This window comes from Burkholderia territorii (genome assembly GCF_001718335.1).
Classification (GTDB): domain Bacteria; phylum Pseudomonadota; class Gammaproteobacteria; order Burkholderiales; family Burkholderiaceae; genus Burkholderia; species Burkholderia territorii.
This window is the reverse complement of sequence record NZ_CP013367.1, coordinates 74,507-90,526: the sequence shown is the minus strand read 5'-3', so window position 1 is coordinate 90,526 and position 16,020 is coordinate 74,507. Positions and strand designations below refer to the sequence as shown.

Here is a 16,020-nt window from a genome sequence, read left to right as displayed (position 1 = left end):
TCCATTTTCACGCCCCCTGGTCCGCACTGTTCGCCGCGCTTTTCGCGGGTCGTTCTTGTCGATCGCCGAACAGCGCACCGATCGCCTGGCGAGCGCGCGAAAGCCGGCTCATGATCGTGCCGATGGGCACGTCGAGCACATCGGCCGCTTCGCTGTAACTGAGTCCTTCCACGCCCACCAGCAGCATCACCACGCGCTGCGCCTCGGGCAGCTGCTGCACCGCCCTGACGATCTGCGCATCCAGCGCCTGCTGCTCCAGTGTCGGTGCGGTGGGATCGGAGACGGTTTCGAGAAGGTCGTCGTCCCAGTCCATGCCCGAGCGTCGGCGCACGCTGCGTGCGCGAAGCTCGTTGAGCCACATGGACTGCACGATCGAGAACATCCAGCTGAGCGGTGCCGTGCCGTGCTGCAACTGATGCGCACGTTCGAGTGCGCGCACGCATGCGCACTGCACGAGATCCTCGGCGTCGTGCCGGTCGCCGGAGAGGCGCAGCGCGAACGTCCAGAGGCGTGGAAGCATCGCGGGCAGCATGGCGGACAGTTCGGCTGCGGTCATCGGCATCGATCTCCGCAACGTGCAAGCAGGCCGCGGCTGACGAACCGCCGTATCTGACGTGTATCCATGGGTTCAGGCGAAATTGAACGGGCAACGCCCCTACAGCCCACGTAAACAGCTGGGCGGCGCAGATATTCCATCCGCCGTCGCATGTCACGCGGTCGGCCGGATCGCGGCACGCCGGCAGTGCGACGGCCGCGTTGCGCGCGATGCGCGTCAGATCAGCGTGACCACCACGTCGATGTTGCCGCGCGTCGCCTTCGAATACGGGCATGTCTGGTGCGCCGCGTCGACCAGCGCCTGCGCAACATCCGCGTCGACGCCCGGCACGCTGACGTTCAGCCGCGCTTGCAGGAAGTACGCGCCGTCGGCCGTGGCCAGATCGATTTCCGCGTCGACATGCGTATCGCGCGGCAGCGCGACCTTCAGCGGTTGCGCGGCCAGGCCCATCGCACCGATGAAGCATGCCGACCAGCCCGCGGCCAGCAGTTGCTCGGGATTCGTGCCGGGCGCGGCCGAGCCGGGCCCGGACAGCTTCACGTCGAGGCGGCCGTCGACACTGCGGGCGGCGCCGTCGCGCCCGCCGGTGGTGCGCGTCTTGCCGGTGTACAGAACTTTGGTTTGCTGGTTCATGGTCGGTAGGTCCGTATCGTGCTGGATGATGGTGAATGAACGGACAACGTATTCCGTCGTCGGGATGCATTAGAGCGCGGCGAGGTATCGGTCATGTGTCTCGACGCCGAGCTATTGCAACGCCTTGTGTCCATTCACGGCGCGTACACACTGGGAAACAAATCCACCGCGCGCGCTTCGGCGATTCCATCAACGCAGCATGTCGACAAACGGAACATCGCTCCGAGAGCAAGCCATCCGCACGAGCATCGCCGCCGAAGAAGGCCAGCGGCACGTGGGCGACGTACCGATATGCGGAGACCGCGACCTGCATAGCGGCGGCCGGAACAGGTTGTCCCGCTCATCGACGGCTCCGGGTGCCATGGAATAGCACTGCGTCCCCCGGTGTTCTGTTGATGCAGACGACCCTTCGGGAGTGAAGCGGTGCAAAACGAGCTGCAGGAAATCGACGACCGTCCGGCATCCGCGCAGCCGCGCGTGCGAGCCCTCGGCAGCACGGAACATCTGTTCTGGTTGCTGGACCAGAATCGGCCGACGCATTTCGCGATGGTCGCGGAGATCGACCGGCGGTTTGCGCCGAGCGCATGGCACACGGCCTTCCACGCACTCCAGCGCAGACATCCGCTGCTATCGACCTGTATCGCCACCGACGCGCAGATGAATTCAGCTTTCCATTCCGTACCGGGGGCCGCGGTGCCGTTGCGCGTGATCGAGCACGACGCAGCGTCGTGGAAGGCCGAAACGGCCCGCGAACTCGCGACGCGCTTCGACTGGGCGACGGCGCCGCTACTACGCGCGACGCTGTTGCAGCGCGAATCGACGTCCGCGCTGATTCTGGTCGCGCATCATGCCGTACTCGACGGCATGGGCGCCGCATACCTGATCGACGAATTGCTGCGTACGCTGACGGGCCATGCCGCGGTACCGTTGCCGCTGGTGCAGTCGCTCGAGACGCTGCTCGCGGCCGATCTGAACGACGCCCCCATCCTGCCCGCGCCGCTTCCGGCACCGGCGCCGAAGCAGTTCCGTACCGACACGGCGGAGCTGCCGTACATCGACGCCGTCGCGCTTTCGGCACACGCCACCCGCGGCCTTGCCGTGCGCGCGCGGCAGGAGCGAACGACCGTGCATGGCGCGATTGCGGCAGCAATTCATGAAGCGGGCAGGCGCCTGTCGAACGAGTGGAACGCGCGTGCGTTGAGAACCGTCACGCCGATCGACGTACGCGGTCTCGCGCCCGAAGCGGGCGTCGCCAACGGCGTGTACATCACCCAGACCATCACGATCGACGACCACCCGCGCGGCACCGACTTGTGGACTGCCGCCCGCAAGATCAAGCAGGACCTCGCGCCGTCGCAAACGCGTGCGCGCGTCGCGGCGGAGCTGAAGGCGCTCGATGCCGCGATGGCGGCGCGACCGAGTGTCGAACACGCGGCCGGCTTTCTGTCGCACGTGCTGGCCTTCGACGTCCTGCTGTCGAACCTCGGTAATCAACCGATCGCGGCTACGTACGACGGTGTATCGCTCGATGCGCTCTGGGGGCCTTTCGTGAGGTCCGGATTCGCTGACGATCAGGTCATCGGCGCGTGCACGATCGATGGTGTGCTGCGTCTCGCGCATACGAGCCATCGCACGATCCCCGGACTGCTCGGCGAAGTCCGCGCGATTCTCGAGAACGCCGCCCGCTGAATGTCGGCGCGACGCCCGCGCATGGCGCCGCGCCGGTTGCATCGAGATCAGAACATCGCGAGCGACGCCCGCTTGCGGTGCTCGACGACGGACAGCAGGAGCGCCGCGAGGCCGCATGCGGCGATGAGCGCCAGCAGCATCGTCCTGCCGAGCGTGACCAGCACCAGACCACCGAGCGCCGGGAATCCGAACACGCCGACGAAGTACGATGCGACGAACCACGTGAGCACCGGGAGCCGGTGCCGCGCATCGGTGCTATTGACCGCCTGCGCCTGAACGATCGGATAGATGAGGCCGTAGCCCGTGCCGAGCAGCACGGCGCTGACCGAATGAAGCAGCGCATGGTGCGGCGCGGCGAACGTCACCGCGACGCTCAGGATCATGAAGCCCAGCAGGATCTGCGTGGTTGCATTGACGCGCAACCGGATCACGAGCGCACTGAGCAGCCAGCGTGTGACGACTACCGTAGCCGAATACAGCCCGAAGAACGTTCCGGCCTTCACGCCGGTTTCCTGTGCCATCGACATCTGGAACGTCATCAGCCCCGAGAAGACGCTCGAGCCGAGTGCGATGATGGCGATCGGATAGATCGCGTGGGTGCGCGCAATCGCTCCCATCTCGCGGATCCATCGTCCCTGGACCGGCGCAGCGGAGGCCACCGGCATCGGCGGCGCCGGCGACAGGCGGCCGAACCATTCCAGCATGGCGGCGGCCATCGCGCACAATCCGCCGACGGCGCAGAACACCGTCCCCGTCGTCCAGTGCCAGTTGTGGATCGCAAGCGCCGCGACGGCCGGCCCGCCGCCGACGCCCGCCATCTGAAACGATCCGAACCGCAGGAACCAGCGTTCGCGCTCGGCATGGCGGGTGCGTTCGGCGAGCATCATCGGCGCCGCGAGGTAGAACGCGCCCCAGCCGACGCCGATCAGCAAACCCGGCACGGCGCTCAGCGAGCCGGTGCGACCGATCAGTGCAAAACCGACGACGCCCGTGCCGACGACGAGCGCGGCCAGCGCCGTCGTACGTGCGGTGCCGATCGAACGGGCCAGCCACGCAACCACCGGCAGGCTGATCAACGCGCCGACCATGGCTTCGACGAGCGCGACGCCGGTATCGAGCTCGCCTCCGCCTGCGGAGCGAAAATGCATCGACAGCAGGAACGTCGCGCCGTATCCGCATGCCGTCAACAGCGCGCTGAGCAGCACGAACGATGCAACGCGCGAGGACATCGTGTCGGGATCGGCCATCGTGCCTCCTGTTGTTTCGAAATACCGGCCCGATCCGGGCCGGCGCGAACGACGGCCACCGTGCGACACCACGGGCCGGACAGCCGTAGCGCACGCTTGCGCCCGGCCGGCACAAGCGCGACGCGGTCCGAAACAGCGATGCGCCGACCTCACCGACGAGCCGCTCGGCGTGCCGGTCCCGATTGAACGCCCGCCATGTATCCGCCGTATGTCGCCGGCGTATCGAAATGTATCCGAGGCAAACGCCGGCATCCGGCCCATCCGAACGACCATACACGGGGCCAGATGGTGTCCGCCGGATGCCGACCGGGCTTCGGAAACCGGACGATCCCACGGCATTTCGTTCAGGCAGGAGCGAGCGGCAGCGTCACTCTCGCCTCGAGGCCGCCGGTGCTGCGATTGTTGAGCTGCAGTTCCCCCTGCATCGCCCGTGTGAGCCGGCGGGCAATCGCCAGTCCGAGCCCCGACCCCGGCGTGCGCGCCGATGTCTGCGGTGCACGGTACCAGGGCTTGAACACCGCCTCGAGCTCCGCCGGCACGATGCCGGGCCCCGAATCCAGCACGGTCAGCATCACGTGCCGGGCGTCGACCCGCACAGACAGGCGCACCTCGCCGCCGTAACGCAACGCATTGTCGATCAGGTTGACGAGCACGCGGCGTAGCGCGTGCGGGAACGTCACGAGAGGATGACCGACTCGTCCGTCGAGATCGACGGCCAGGCCCGCGTCGCGATAGTTGTCGACCAGCATGCCGAGCATCTCGTCCGCATCGACCCGGCGCGGCGGCTCGGGCACGCTGCATTGAAGTCGGGCGCACGCCAGGCTCGCGTCGACCAGTTCCACCATCTCGGCAAGATCGCGCTCGATCGCGTCGCGCACCGCCCTGTCATCCAGCATCCCGCTGCGCAACATCATCCGCGTGAGTGGCGTGCGCAGGTCGTGCGCATAGGCGGCGAGCACTTGCAGCAATTCCGTCATGCGCTCCGCATGTTGGCGGTGCGCACCGTTGATCGCGCGTGCCAGGATCGCGATCGACGACACGCGGCGTTCGGCCCACGTATCGGGAAGCGCTTCGATTCCTTGCTCGTCGATGACATCGGCAAGCTCGCGCACGGTTGCATCCAGCCTCAGCATCCGCAACCACGACCACAGCGCGGCCGCGAGCAGCGCGAACACGACCGTTACGATGGCGGCAAACACCGGAGCGTCGCTTGCCACCCGGCGCAATGCGATCGCGAACGTCGCGCGTGCGTCGTACATGCCGATCGCGACCAGCATCATGCCGGCGAGGACGAGGAGGCGCACCGACCACGCGACGACTTCTCGCGGATGCGCGAACACTGCGCGCGCGACACTGCGCAGACCGCGCGTGGCCCGCGACTCAAACAAGGTCGCAGACGATAAGGTAGGAATGTGCGCCATCTTCGTTCTCCTGTCGCCGTCGCGGCGGACGGTACGAGAGAGATGAAAACACGCGCACGGGTGCGCGCACCATCAAACAAGCGGCCATTCACCCCCTACGAAGGTTTAGGTTGCCGCCGCGGCAACCGCAACCGGCGGGCGGTCAGCCATGCCGGAGCGCGCGGGCGAGCCACCCTTCCAGCTCCCGCGCATCGATCGGTTTTTCGAGGAGACAGAGCACGGCGCTTGCACGAACGCGCTCGCGTTGACGGGGCGTGGCGAACGTCGTGACGAAGATGGTCGGAATGCGCACGCCGGCGGTTCCGACCCGCGACAGTGCGTCGATGTCGTCCATCCCGGACATCTGGATATCGCAGATCAGGCAGCGCGTGCGCGCCACCATGTCCGACCGGAGGAATGCCGGCCCCGACGCGAACTCGCACGCGTCGCCGCCCAGCGCGCGCACGAAGCTTGTCACGGCGGCGCGCACGAACGGATCGTCGTCGACGATCGCTACGAGATCGGTGGCTGAGAGTGAAAGAGGCATCCGCGCTTATGGCCAGCAGAACGAGCGGGCTCGTCCCAAATACTGCTACACGAGCCGCCAGCATACCGCCCCACCGCCGAAGCGCCACCATATCTACGTATGGGTCGACTTTCTCCCGATGGCGCCGCCGCTAGCGCGACGGCAACTCGATGCCGAGCGCGGTCATCTTGCGCACCAGTTCGGCGACGGAGCGGCACTTCATCTTGCGCATCGCCTGGCCGCGATGGATCTTGGCCGTGATCTCGGCGATGCCCATGTTGCCGGCGACCTGCTTGTTCATCAGGCCCGTCGCGACGTGTTGCAGCACCTCGCGCTCCCTCGGCGTCAGCGATTCCCAGCATTCGCGCAGATCCAGCAACGACTGGCTCGCCTCCAGCCGCTTCGCGTCGCGCTCGAGTGCCGCGACCACCGCATCGATCATTTCCTGGTCATGAAACGGCTTCGTCAGGAAATCCATTGCGCCGGCCTTCATCGCCTTCACCGTCATCGCGATGTCGCCGTGCCCCGTCATGAAGATGATCGGCATCTGCGGGCCACCATTGTCGAGCAGCGACTTCTGGAACGCGATCCCGCTCTGCCCGCGCAACCGCACGTCGAGGACGAGGCAAGACGGCCCCGCGCCCTTGGGCGCCGCGAGAAACGCTTCGGTCGACGCGAATGCGCGCACCTCCAGATCGATCGAGCGCAACAGGCTGACGAGCGCGGCACGCACGAGCTCGTCGTCGTCGATGACGTACACGACACGGCCGCTCCGATCGTCGGATGAAGTCGCCACGTTCGGCATTCTGATCTCGGGCATTGAAATATTCGCTGGTGAATTTGCTGGAATGGCCGCATGGCGGCGCGAACGCATCTCGACGCACGCGGTGCGATTGCCGCTCGCACCGGGATGCCCCGTTCGCATCCGTGCGGCCGGGCACGTTGCCGCTACCGATGCGGACGATGTCCCGACGATCGCCCACCCTGCCGGCATCAATGAAAACACGCGAACCGCTCGATTATTCCAGTCGCACTTTACCGATGCAACCGCGTGCGCGCATGACCGACGGTCGTGCATCGGCATCCACGCGAAAACGGACCCGCGCACCGACCGCGCCGACCGCTTCCATCCGTTGCCGCCACGCGCCGACCCGCGTATCGGTATCCGAATGTATCGCGCTTCGGGACCGATACACGACATTGCAAAACGCCGCGCATCGGACACATGCGAGATACCTCGCAGGCGCTCAATACACCCACGGCGAAACCTGATGCGAACACGAGGCCGCGAGCCCATGCGGGCTCCCGACGACGTCAGGTGACGCGAATCCGTTTCGATCCATCCCTCTTCAGGAGCCACGCATGAACATTTCGAAAATCACCCTCGCGTTTGCCGCGCTCGCGCTGACTGCATCGGCCTATGCGGCGTCCCCGGCGGATACGGTCGCCGGACATTACGACGTGCAGTCGGCCAACCCGGCGGTATCGCTCGCACCGATGGCGAAGACCCGCACGGAAGTGCGCCAGGAGCTGGCGGCGGCGCGACAAAGCGGCGAACTCGAAACGCTGCGGAAAATCTATTCCGGGCATTGAACGGCAGCCTTCGTGTCGCGCCCGGCACGGACTCGGCGCGACTGCTCGTTCGCGCTGCACACGACCGGGAATCGACACGACGCAAACGAACTCGTTCAGCGCGCAGGCATGCGCGCGCTCGAGCGGGTTCATCCACTGCGGGCCGATACGGCGCCGCCCGGACGGGTATTCTCGACCGTCCATTCGATCTGGCTCAGCGAATTGCGGCAACGCAATCGTCGCGACCGCCTGTTGCACGAGTGCAGCGACGCACCGCTGGAAACGGCTGCCGATCCGGGCGCCGCGTCCGGGACCGCCGTGGCCGTCCGCAAGCCCTTCGATGCCGCCGAGCGGTTGCCGCAGGCGCGGCGCCGCGCGTTGCTGCTCGTCGGCACCGACGGGCTCGGCTACCGCGAAGTCGCGGACATGCACGACCCGCGACGGAATAAACCGCGCGCATTGCGTGTTCAGTGTAGGCGATCGCATCCGCAGCGGTGGGTGCGACACGGCACATCCTACTCGACACGAAACATGTCAGCACCTTCCAGAATGCTACTGGTCTATGACGGAACCGACGAAGCACAGGCCGCGCTCGCCCGATGTGCGGCGCTGTCGCACGCACTGCACGCGGCGGTCGACGTCGTGACCGTGGTCGATCCCGTCACCGCGAATGCACAGTCGGCCGGACTGCTCACCGATCTCGCCCACCATCGCCTCGAGGAATTCGCGCGTGACGCGCTCCGACGCGCGATCGGCAAGCTGGAGGACGACGGCATCGACGCGCGCGGCTTCCTGCGGTTCGGCCGCGCGGCCGACGCCGTCGCCGCGCATGCACTGACCACCCGTCCGGACATGGTCGTCGTCGGACACCGCGCCAGCAGCGGGTTCGCGCGCTGGTGGCGCGAGCGCCCGGTTCACTTCGATCTGGCCGAGCGCCTGCGCGGCGCGGCGCTGATCGTCGTGACGGTTCCGTCGGCATAACGCCGCCGTCGCTCCCGCCGCGCGCATCACGCGTCCGGCCCGATCGCGTCGGCCATCGATACGCCGGTACATGGCGGAATGGTCGCCGCGAGAATCATGCGTTCGCGGTTCATGGTCAGGCACACGTCGCCCGAGCGCGGACGGAACACGCGATCGCCGCGCGCAATCGCGCGTCCCGTCAACGCGCAGACCGCGGGTGCGCGGGCGCGGCTGCTGCACCAGATCTGCTCGGTATACCGTCCCGAGCGCGAGTCGCTCCATGAAACGCTGATCATGGACGACGACAGGCGCTCGATCACCTCGATCGCGTACGGCGGGTCGGCCGGCGCGTGCGCGTCGTCGCAGCGGCGCAGGCCGAAGCGGCGCGACTTGTATCGCGTGCGCTGCGCTTGCCGGCAAACATCGCGTTGTTCCAGCGAAGGATCGAGGACATTGATCAACGCGCGAATCATGATGTCCGCTTCAGTCAGGGTCGCCATCACCGTTTCTCCCATCCGGTCGTGTCGGTCGTGTGAAAGCCGACGCACGCATGCCGCCACTGCCGGCCCGTGCGCCGGTGGTGCGTCCGCCCGTCGCTCACGCGCCGCCTTCCTCGCGCAGCGTGAGCCGGCTGTTGACCGACGTGACGCCGCGCACCTTGCGCGCCGCCTCGACCGCCAGATGATCCTGGTCTTCGCTTTCGACCTGGCCGGACAATGTCACGTGTCCGGTCGACGCGTTGCCGAAGACGGCGATCGGCTTCCCTTCCAGCCCCTTCGTTCGCGACAGTGCCTTCTGAACCGACCGCGAAAACGTCCGATTGGCCGCACGTATCGCCTTCTTCGACGTGCCGGCCGCCGGCGTCGACGTGAGCGCGGCATCCGCACCGGCCGTGTCGGGTCGTTCGTCCGCGAACGCGCGCAGGCTCGTGCCCGCGGTCAGGGCGACGGCCAGGCCGCCGGTTACGACGATGTGTCGGAGTTTCATGATGGGTTCCTTGGATGTCTGGTTTCGGATCGACAAGCACGTGTGTCCCGGCGACGGGCGTCATCGCGATGCGCGCGCGAATCACGTCCGCGCCGCGTCGCGATTCCGACTCGTTGGCGTGTCGGCCGAGCCGTCGTCAACATGAATCGTGTACCGGTAAAGCCAGCATAAGGTGACCCGTCGACGCGCTCCATAGCATCTGCAGCTAGCCGCATGATGCGCCGGCATAAGCCGCCGCATACGTTCGTATAGGCATCGGCCCGAATTCCGCATGCGTGCCTTGTCCGCGACGTGCGCCCGTCGATTCACGCGTCCAGACGCCGAGCCCATGCACGCTCACGTGGACGAAACCGGCAGTGTCACCGAGGCCCGCGTTCCCCCGCCTTCGCGGGGCGCCAGCTCCAGCTCCCCATGGTGCGCTTCAACGATGGACTTGCAGATGGAAAGCCCCATGCCCATTCCGTGCGGCTTGGTCGTGAACAGCGGATCGAAGAGGCGGGCCTTCAGTCGCGGATCGAAGCCGTCGCCGTTGTCGTCGATCCGAATGCGCACCAGATTCCGCCCGGATTCGCATGTCAGGACGATGACACGCTTTCCATCAGGTGTCCCGACCATTGCTTCCGCACCGTTCATCAACAGGCTGATGATGGCTTGCTGCAGTTGCACGCGTTCACCGCGCATCGGTATCGCCGATGCACATCCGTCGACGCGCAGGCTCACCTTCATCGCGTCCAGTGTGCTTTGGAGTATCTCCGCCGCCTCGCGCAGCGCATCCGCGAGGTCGAACACCGCGAGCACGGGCGGCGTGCGCCGTGCCCTGGCGCGCAGCGCACCGATGATGGTCCGTGCGCGTACCGTGCATGCACAGATGTGCGCAAGCATCTCGCGCGCGGCTTCGATGTTCGGCGCGCTGCGATCGAGCCATTTCAGGCCGGCGCGCGCGGACGTGTCGATCGCCGTGACGGGCTGGGCGACCTCGTGCACGATCGACGCCGCCAGCTCGCCGTACGCCGTCAGCCGACTGGTGCGGTCCAGTTCGGACTGCGTTTCGCGCATCGCGGCTTCGACGCTGCACAGGCGCATGCGCTGCGCATCCAGCTCGTCGCGCAGCCGCTGATTCTCCAGTACGCATCCTGAATGCAGCGCAATGATCTCGACCAGTGCGGCCTTCGCCGGCGTGAACACGCCGGGCAGTTCGCCATGCTCGAGATACAGCGCGCCGACCAGTTCGCCGTTGCACCGTATCGGCATGCAGATCACCGCGCGCGGCTTGCGGCGGCGCACATAGTCGTCCGTTCGCCAATGGTCGGCCGCGCATGCATCGCGCAGCACCAGGCCGTTGCGCAGGTGCACCGCAGCGGCAATGATCGGCACGGGCAGCCGGTCGATCGGCCGTCGTTCGGTGTGCGTGGCGTTCGCAGCCGTCGCGTCGACGGTTGCCTCCCAGCCGCCGTCGCGCAGCACCGCGATCACGCCCCATGTGGCCGCCGCTCCCCGCAGTGCGGACTCGAGCAGTGTCGCGACGCGCGTCGCCGGTGGAGCGTCGTGCGCCATCGCGCGCGAGGCGTCGCGCAACACGCGCATGTCGAGCGACGGCAGCGATTGAGACATCAGTTCGTCGAACGCCGGCGCGGCTTCGGCACCGCCCGGATCGGCGAGCGATTTCCATGGAGTCCGCGCAGCGAGCGTGCTGCAGGCATCGTCGAGTTCGTTGTTCATTCGTCTATCTCCTGCTTGCCGGCATCGGCCTCTGCCAACCTGAAATCAACATTTCATGTAGTGAGTACTCCACAAACGAATGGTAGCAGTAGTTTGTTGAAATAAAAATGTGAAGATAACGTTGATCGCTTCTTCAGATGCGCCAATGCATCTACCACACCATCAACAACACATTGAATTCATTGAATATTTATGAACTGTTGCGAACGCACCAAGAGTTCCGTAGAATCCGAGATTCATGTAGCGTTCCCTGTACGAAAGTTCGAGGAATGCCGCTGTTTCAGGTTTCTTTCAGGCGGCAAGATCAGGTTGGCGGCCGCCATAGGAGCGGTATGACTCAAGCAGCAAAAGCCAAGACGGTGCGCGGAACCGGTGTCCGGGAGGCAGCGGCACAGGAAACGCGCGACAAGATCCTGCGCGCGGCGACCAAGGTGTTCGCGCGCTACGGTTACGAAGGCGGCAGCGTGGAGCGAATCTCCAGGCTGGCGAAGTCCTATGACCGGATGATCTACTACTACTACGGGAGCAAGGAGGGCCTGTTCGTCGCGGTGCTCGAAGGCATCTATCGGCGCATGGACGAGGCGGAGCTCAAGATGGCGCCCGATCCGTCGAATCCCGTCGAAGCGCTGAAGTCGGTGATTCGCTTCAAGCTGGACTACTATTGGCGCAATCCCGATTTCATCACGCTGCTCAACACCGAGAACCTGCACCAGGGCAAGCATTTGTCCAAGCTCGAACGCCGGGGCGAATATTCGTCGCATGCGGTGCAGATCGTGGCCAGGATTCTCGAAAGCGGCGCCGAACAGGGATTGTTCCGCACGAACCTGAACGCACGCGATGTTTTCCTGCTGATCATTTCGGCAGCGTATTTTTATACGTCGAACCGCCACACGTTGTCCGCGTTCCTCGGCGAGGAACTGAATGCGCCGGAGGCCGTGCGCCGATGGGAGGCGTTCGTCATCGACAGCGTGCTGCGGGTCGTCCGCAAGGACGCGCCGATCGACGATTGAGCGTGTGCCGGCGCCGATGTCGCCCTTCGTGACCATGACGATGCAGACACCTTGAGATGACCTACGTTCGCGCCACTACCATCGACGAAGTGCTCGGTACGCTGTCGGCGCAGCCGCGGCCGCGCATGGTGTGCGGGGCGACCGACACGTTTGCCGATATCGGGCTCGTGCCGGCGCGGTCGGCATGGCTCGACATCAGCCGCGTCGACGCACTGCGCGGCATCGAGCAGCACGACGGCGTCACGCGTATCGGCGCGGCTGCCACGTGGGACGCCATCGCCCGCACCGCATGGCTGCCCGTGGCGCTCACGGACGCAGCCGCTTCGATCGGCCCCCGGCAGATCCGTGTCCAGGGCACGATCGGCGGCAACGTGTGTCATGCATCCGCCGTCGCGGACGGCATCCCCGCGCTGCTGGCGCTCGATGCGAGCGTCGAGCTGGCCAGTGTGCGCGGCATGCGGCGCCTGCCGTTGGCGGCGTTCCTGGTCGGCCACCGCCGTACCGCGCTGGAGGCGGACGAACTGCTGATTGCCGTGCAGTTTGAACGGCCACTCGCGCACGAGCGTACGTCCTTCACCAAGTGCACGAATCGCGACGGCCCGGCGATCGCCGTGGTATCGGCCGCCGCGCGGTTGCGCCTGTGCGCCGGCGGCACGATCGAGGCTGCTGCCGTTGCCGTCGGCGGCGCATCCGACGTTGCGCGCCGGATGCACGTGCTCGAGCATGCACTGGCGGGCCGGCGGTGCGACGAACTGGCCGGCGTGATTGCAACGTCGCCGCTGGCGGAGCTGAGTCCGGGCGACGACTGCCGGGCAACCGCGCTGCATCGCCTTCATCTCGCGCGGCTGGCGATCACGCGCGCTTTCACATGCTGCATCGAGGAGAACGCACGTGGCGCATCCGCAGCCTGACCCGCTTGGCGACGTTCGCGAAACCGCCGTGGGCGATCGCCCTGCGATTTCGCCGGAACCGGACTGGTTCGACCTCAACGGCACGCGGCGGTGCCTGCCGGCGGACCGCTCGCAGCGTCTCCTCGACCATCTGCGCGCGGACCTGCGCCAGTTCGGCACCAAGGAAGGCTGCCGCCAGGGCGATTGCGGCAGTTGCACGGTGATCGTCGACGGCGCCGCACGCTACGCGTGCCTGATCCCGGTCGGGCAGATCGCGGGGCGCCGTGTCGTCACCGTCGAAGGCCTTGCCGGCGGCACGCGATGCGGCAGCCGCCTGCAGCAGGCGTTTCTCGCCCATCAGGCGGTGCAGTGCGGCTTCTGCACGCCCGGCATGCTGACCGCGGCGGCGGCGGCGATCGACGCCGGCGAAGTAAACGACCGCGCCGGGGCACGGGCCGCGATCGACGGCGTGCTGTGCCGTTGCACCGGCTATCAGAAGATCGTCGACGCGGTGACCGAGGTCGGATGCGGCGCACCCGCGCGGTGCCGCACGTCCGCGCCGTCCGAAGGGCCGTCCGTCGGCGTGCCGCTGACACGTCTCGACGGCCCCGAAAAAGTCGACGGCAGCCAGCGATTCGGCGCCGACGACTATCCGCCCGACAGCCTGTTCGTACGCGCGGTGCGGTGCCCGCATCACCGCGCCCGCTTCGCGTTCGGCGACCTGAGCGCATTCGCCGCCGCGCATCCGGGCGTGCATCGCGTCCTCACCCACGCCGATGTGCCCGGCATGAATCTGCACGGCGTCGCGACGCCGTACGCCGACCAGCCGGTTCTTCCGGATACCGAAACACGTCACCATCTCGAGGCGGTCGCGCTGGTTGTCGGCGAGCGCGCCGCGATCGCGGCACTCGACCTCGATCGCTTTCCGGTGCAGTGGGAGCCGCTGACGCCGGTTCTCTCGATCGCCGACGCCGTGCGGGACGACAGCCCGCGGCTGCATGCCGATCGCCCCGGCAATGTGCTGATCGAGGGCGTGGTGCGCCGCGGCGACCCGGAACGCGCGATGCGAGACGCCCGCCACGTCGTCAGCGCAACGTTCGAATCGAGTTTCGTCGAGCATGCGTATCTCGAGCCGGAGGCCGGCTGGGCACGACGCGTGGGCAACGTCATCGAAATCCACTCGTCGACGCAGGCGCCCCATCCGCATCGCGCCGATCTCGCGCGCATTCTCGGCGTCCCGCAGGAACAGGTGCGCGTCGTGGCAACCGCCGTCGGCGGCGGATTCGGCGGCAAGCTCGACATGACGGTCCAGCCGCTGCTCGCGATCGCGGCCTGGCATCTCGACCGGCCCGTCGCGATGGTGTTCTCGCGCGAGGAATCGATGGCCACGTCGACCAAGCGCCATCCCGGCCGCATGACGTCCAGCATGGCCGCCGATGCCGACGGCCGGCTCCGCGCGGTGACGTTCGACGGCGACTACAACACCGGCGCGTTCGCGTCGTGGGGCACGGCCGTCGCGAATCGCGTGCCGGTGCATGCGGGTGGCCCGTACGTGATCCCGCACTACTCGGCGCATGCGCGCGCGATTCACACGCACGTGACGCCGGCGGGCGCCTTCCGCGGCTTCGGCGTGCCGCAGACGACGATGTCGCAGGAGCAGCTGATCGACGCGCTGGCGTTCGCGGCGAACATCGATCCGCTCGAGTTCCGCGCGCTGAATGCGTTGCGCCCCGGCGATACGCTGCCGACAGGGCAAGTGCTCGACGACAGCGTCGGCCTCGTCGCCTGCCTCGATGCGCTGCGTCCGGCGTGGCGTGACGCACAGGCGCGGATCGCGACGCTGAATGCGGCATCGCCCGCGCACATTCGCCATGGCGTGGGCATCGCGGCGTTCTTCTACGGCTGCGGCAACACCGCACTGCCGAACCCGTCGACCGTGCGCTTCGGAATCCGACGCGACGGCACGATCGTTCTGCACCAGGGTGCGGTGGATGCCGGCCAGGGTGCGAACACGGTCATTCCGCAAATCGCGGCCGACGCACTGGGCGTACCGGTCGATCAATTGCAATTCGTCGGCCCGGATACCGCGCTGTCGCCGGATTGCGGCCGCACGTCGGCGTCGCGACAGACCTTCATCACCGGCCGCGCCGCCTTCCTTGCCGGCACGGCGCTGCGCCACCGGCTGCTTGCGTTCGCCGGCGCGGCGTCCGATGCGCGGATCTCGCGCGATGCGTGCGGCATCGCCGTCGACGGCCGTGCGCTGGATCTGCGGACGCTGCCCGTCGATGCGCACGGCTACGTGTTCGCGGCCGAGGAAAGCTTCGATCCGCCGACCACGTCGCTTGATGCATCGGGGCAAGGCACGCCCTATGCAACCTACGCGTTCGGCGCGCAGATGGCCGAGGTCGCGGTGGACTGCGAAAGCGGCCGCGTGCGGGTGATCAAGGTCGTGGCCGCGCACGACGTCGGCAGGATGGTCAATCCGACTCTGCTCGAAGGGCAGGTCGAAGGCGCGGTCGCGCAGGGCATCGGCATGGCGCTGATGGAGAAGTATCGCCCCGGCCTATACAACAATCTGCACGACTACATAATCCCGACCGTGCACGACATGCCCGACGTGCAGTCGATCTTCATCGAGGCGCCGACCGCCGTCGGACCGTACGGCGCGAAAGGCATCGGCGAGCCCGCGCTCGTTCCGACGGCCGCGGCCATACTGAATGCAATCCATCACGCGACCGGCGTTCGCATCCGCGAAGCGCCGGCCACGCCGGATGTCGTGCGGCGTGCACTCGCGACCGGCAATCGGCCTTCCGCGCTTCGGTAGCGCGCTT

At 67.0% G+C, this 16,020-nt stretch carries 15 protein-coding genes; 6 read left to right on the top strand and 9 right to left on the bottom strand.

Annotation, left to right across the window (positions count from 1 at the left end; genetic code table 11):
• Window positions 1-7 precede the first annotated feature (7 nt).
• Window positions 8-556 (bottom strand): RNA polymerase sigma factor, encoded by a 549-nt coding sequence (locus WS51_RS26600; RefSeq protein WP_059505391.1) that lies wholly within the window; start codon window positions 554-556, stop codon window positions 8-10.
• Window positions 557-772: 216 nt separating this feature from the next.
• The gene (locus WS51_RS26595; RefSeq protein WP_069230069.1) at window positions 773-1,189 is read right to left on the bottom strand and encodes an organic hydroperoxide resistance protein; all 417 of its coding nucleotides are present in this window, start codon (window positions 1,187-1,189) and stop codon (window positions 773-775) included.
• Between the two features lie 423 nt (window positions 1,190-1,612).
• Between WS51_RS26595 and WS51_RS26590 the strand changes: the two genes are divergently transcribed.
• A complete protein-coding gene (locus tag WS51_RS26590) occupies window positions 1,613-2,878 on the top strand; it encodes a condensation domain-containing protein (protein ID WP_069230068.1) in 1,266 nt (421 codons plus the stop codon).
• A 47-nt stretch (window positions 2,879-2,925) separates the two neighbouring features.
• On the opposite strand, the gene WS51_RS26585 is transcribed toward WS51_RS26590, so the two are convergent.
• From WS51_RS26585 to WS51_RS26570, 4 genes are all read right to left on the bottom strand, one after another.
• Complete coding sequence (locus WS51_RS26585; protein ID WP_155628122.1) at window positions 2,926-4,125, bottom strand: MFS transporter; 1,200 nt, start codon at window positions 4,123-4,125, stop codon at window positions 2,926-2,928.
• A gap of 344 nt (window positions 4,126-4,469) precedes the next feature.
• On the bottom strand, window positions 4,470-5,546 hold the full coding sequence (locus WS51_RS26580; RefSeq protein ID WP_069230067.1) for a sensor histidine kinase: 1,077 nt from the start codon (window positions 5,544-5,546) through the stop codon (window positions 4,470-4,472).
• Between the two features lie 142 nt (window positions 5,547-5,688).
• Window positions 5,689-6,015 (bottom strand): response regulator, encoded by a 327-nt coding sequence (locus tag WS51_RS26575; RefSeq protein ID WP_236872417.1) that lies wholly within the window; start codon window positions 6,013-6,015, stop codon window positions 5,689-5,691.
• Between the two features lie 187 nt (window positions 6,016-6,202).
• Entirely contained in the window at window positions 6,203-6,871 is a 669-nt protein-coding gene (locus WS51_RS26570; protein WP_059505279.1) for a response regulator transcription factor, read from the bottom strand.
• A gap of 542 nt (window positions 6,872-7,413) precedes the next feature.
• On the opposite strand from WS51_RS26570, the gene WS51_RS26565 reads away from it, so the two are divergent.
• Together WS51_RS26565 and WS51_RS33095 are read left to right on the top strand one after the other, a co-directional pair.
• Window positions 7,414-7,644, top strand: a complete 231-nt coding sequence (locus tag WS51_RS26565; RefSeq protein WP_059768982.1) for a DUF4148 domain-containing protein — start codon at window positions 7,414-7,416, stop codon at window positions 7,642-7,644.
• Window positions 7,645-7,752: 108 nt separating this feature from the next.
• On the top strand, window positions 7,753-8,604 hold the full coding sequence (locus WS51_RS33095) for a universal stress protein (protein ID WP_335645631.1): 852 nt from the start codon (window positions 7,753-7,755) through the stop codon (window positions 8,602-8,604).
• A gap of 26 nt (window positions 8,605-8,630) precedes the next feature.
• Here WS51_RS33095 and WS51_RS26555 read toward each other — a convergent pair whose 3' ends face one another.
• From WS51_RS26555 to WS51_RS26545, 3 genes are all read right to left on the bottom strand, one after another.
• Window positions 8,631-9,083 (bottom strand): DUF3331 domain-containing protein, encoded by a 453-nt coding sequence (locus WS51_RS26555; protein WP_059505288.1) that lies wholly within the window; start codon window positions 9,081-9,083, stop codon window positions 8,631-8,633.
• Window positions 9,084-9,180: 97 nt separating this feature from the next.
• Window positions 9,181-9,570: a BON domain-containing protein gene (locus WS51_RS26550; RefSeq protein ID WP_059505290.1), complete on the bottom strand. Its 390-nt coding sequence runs from the start codon at window positions 9,568-9,570 to the stop codon at window positions 9,181-9,183.
• Window positions 9,571-9,906: 336 nt separating this feature from the next.
• Window positions 9,907-11,154: a sensor histidine kinase gene (locus WS51_RS26545; protein WP_236872416.1), complete on the bottom strand. Its 1,248-nt coding sequence runs from the start codon at window positions 11,152-11,154 to the stop codon at window positions 9,907-9,909.
• Window positions 11,155-11,621: 467 nt separating this feature from the next.
• On the opposite strand from WS51_RS26545, the gene WS51_RS26540 reads away from it, so the two are divergent.
• From WS51_RS26540 to WS51_RS26530, 3 genes are read left to right on the top strand one after another with little or no spacing between them, the layout of a single operon-like run.
• On the top strand, window positions 11,622-12,299 hold the full coding sequence (locus WS51_RS26540; protein WP_069230064.1) for a TetR/AcrR family transcriptional regulator: 678 nt from the start codon (window positions 11,622-11,624) through the stop codon (window positions 12,297-12,299).
• Window positions 12,300-12,355: 56 nt separating this feature from the next.
• Entirely contained in the window at window positions 12,356-13,210 is an 855-nt protein-coding gene (locus WS51_RS26535) for an FAD binding domain-containing protein (protein WP_069230063.1), read from the top strand.
• Window positions 13,211-13,238: 28 nt separating this feature from the next.
• The gene (locus WS51_RS26530; protein ID WP_236872415.1) at window positions 13,239-16,013 is read left to right on the top strand and encodes a molybdopterin-dependent oxidoreductase; all 2,775 of its coding nucleotides are present in this window, start codon (window positions 13,239-13,241) and stop codon (window positions 16,011-16,013) included.
• Window positions 16,014-16,020: the final 7 nt, after the last annotated feature.

Excerpts from the sequence above, each read along its gene's own strand:
- WS51_RS26600 (WP_059505391.1), bottom strand. The coding sequence starts at position 556 with ATGACCGCAGCCGAACTGTCCGCCATGCTGCCCGCGATGCTTCCACGC.
- WS51_RS26595 (WP_069230069.1), bottom strand. The coding sequence starts at position 1,189 with ATGAACCAGCAAACCAAAGTTCTGTACACCGGCAAGACGCGCACCACC.
- WS51_RS26585 (WP_155628122.1), bottom strand. The coding sequence starts at position 4,125 with ATGGCCGATCCCGACACGATGTCCTCGCGCGTTGCATCGTTCGTGCTG.
- WS51_RS26580 (WP_069230067.1), bottom strand. The coding sequence starts at position 5,546 with ATGGCGCACATTCCTACCTTATCGTCTGCGACCTTGTTTGAGTCGCGG.
- WS51_RS26570 (WP_059505279.1), bottom strand. The coding sequence starts at position 6,871 with ATGCCCGAGATCAGAATGCCGAACGTGGCGACTTCATCCGACGATCGG.
- WS51_RS26565 (WP_059768982.1), top strand. The coding sequence starts at position 7,414 with ATGAACATTTCGAAAATCACCCTCGCGTTTGCCGCGCTCGCGCTGACT.
- WS51_RS33095 (WP_335645631.1), top strand. The coding sequence starts at position 7,753 with ATGCGCGCGCTCGAGCGGGTTCATCCACTGCGGGCCGATACGGCGCCG.
- WS51_RS26555 (WP_059505288.1), bottom strand. The coding sequence starts at position 9,083 with ATGGCGACCCTGACTGAAGCGGACATCATGATTCGCGCGTTGATCAAT.
- WS51_RS26550 (WP_059505290.1), bottom strand. The coding sequence starts at position 9,570 with ATGAAACTCCGACACATCGTCGTAACCGGCGGCCTGGCCGTCGCCCTG.
- WS51_RS26545 (WP_236872416.1), bottom strand. The coding sequence starts at position 11,154 with ATGCGCGTGTTGCGCGACGCCTCGCGCGCGATGGCGCACGACGCTCCA.
- WS51_RS26540 (WP_069230064.1), top strand. The coding sequence starts at position 11,622 with ATGACTCAAGCAGCAAAAGCCAAGACGGTGCGCGGAACCGGTGTCCGG.
- WS51_RS26535 (WP_069230063.1), top strand. The coding sequence starts at position 12,356 with ATGACCTACGTTCGCGCCACTACCATCGACGAAGTGCTCGGTACGCTG.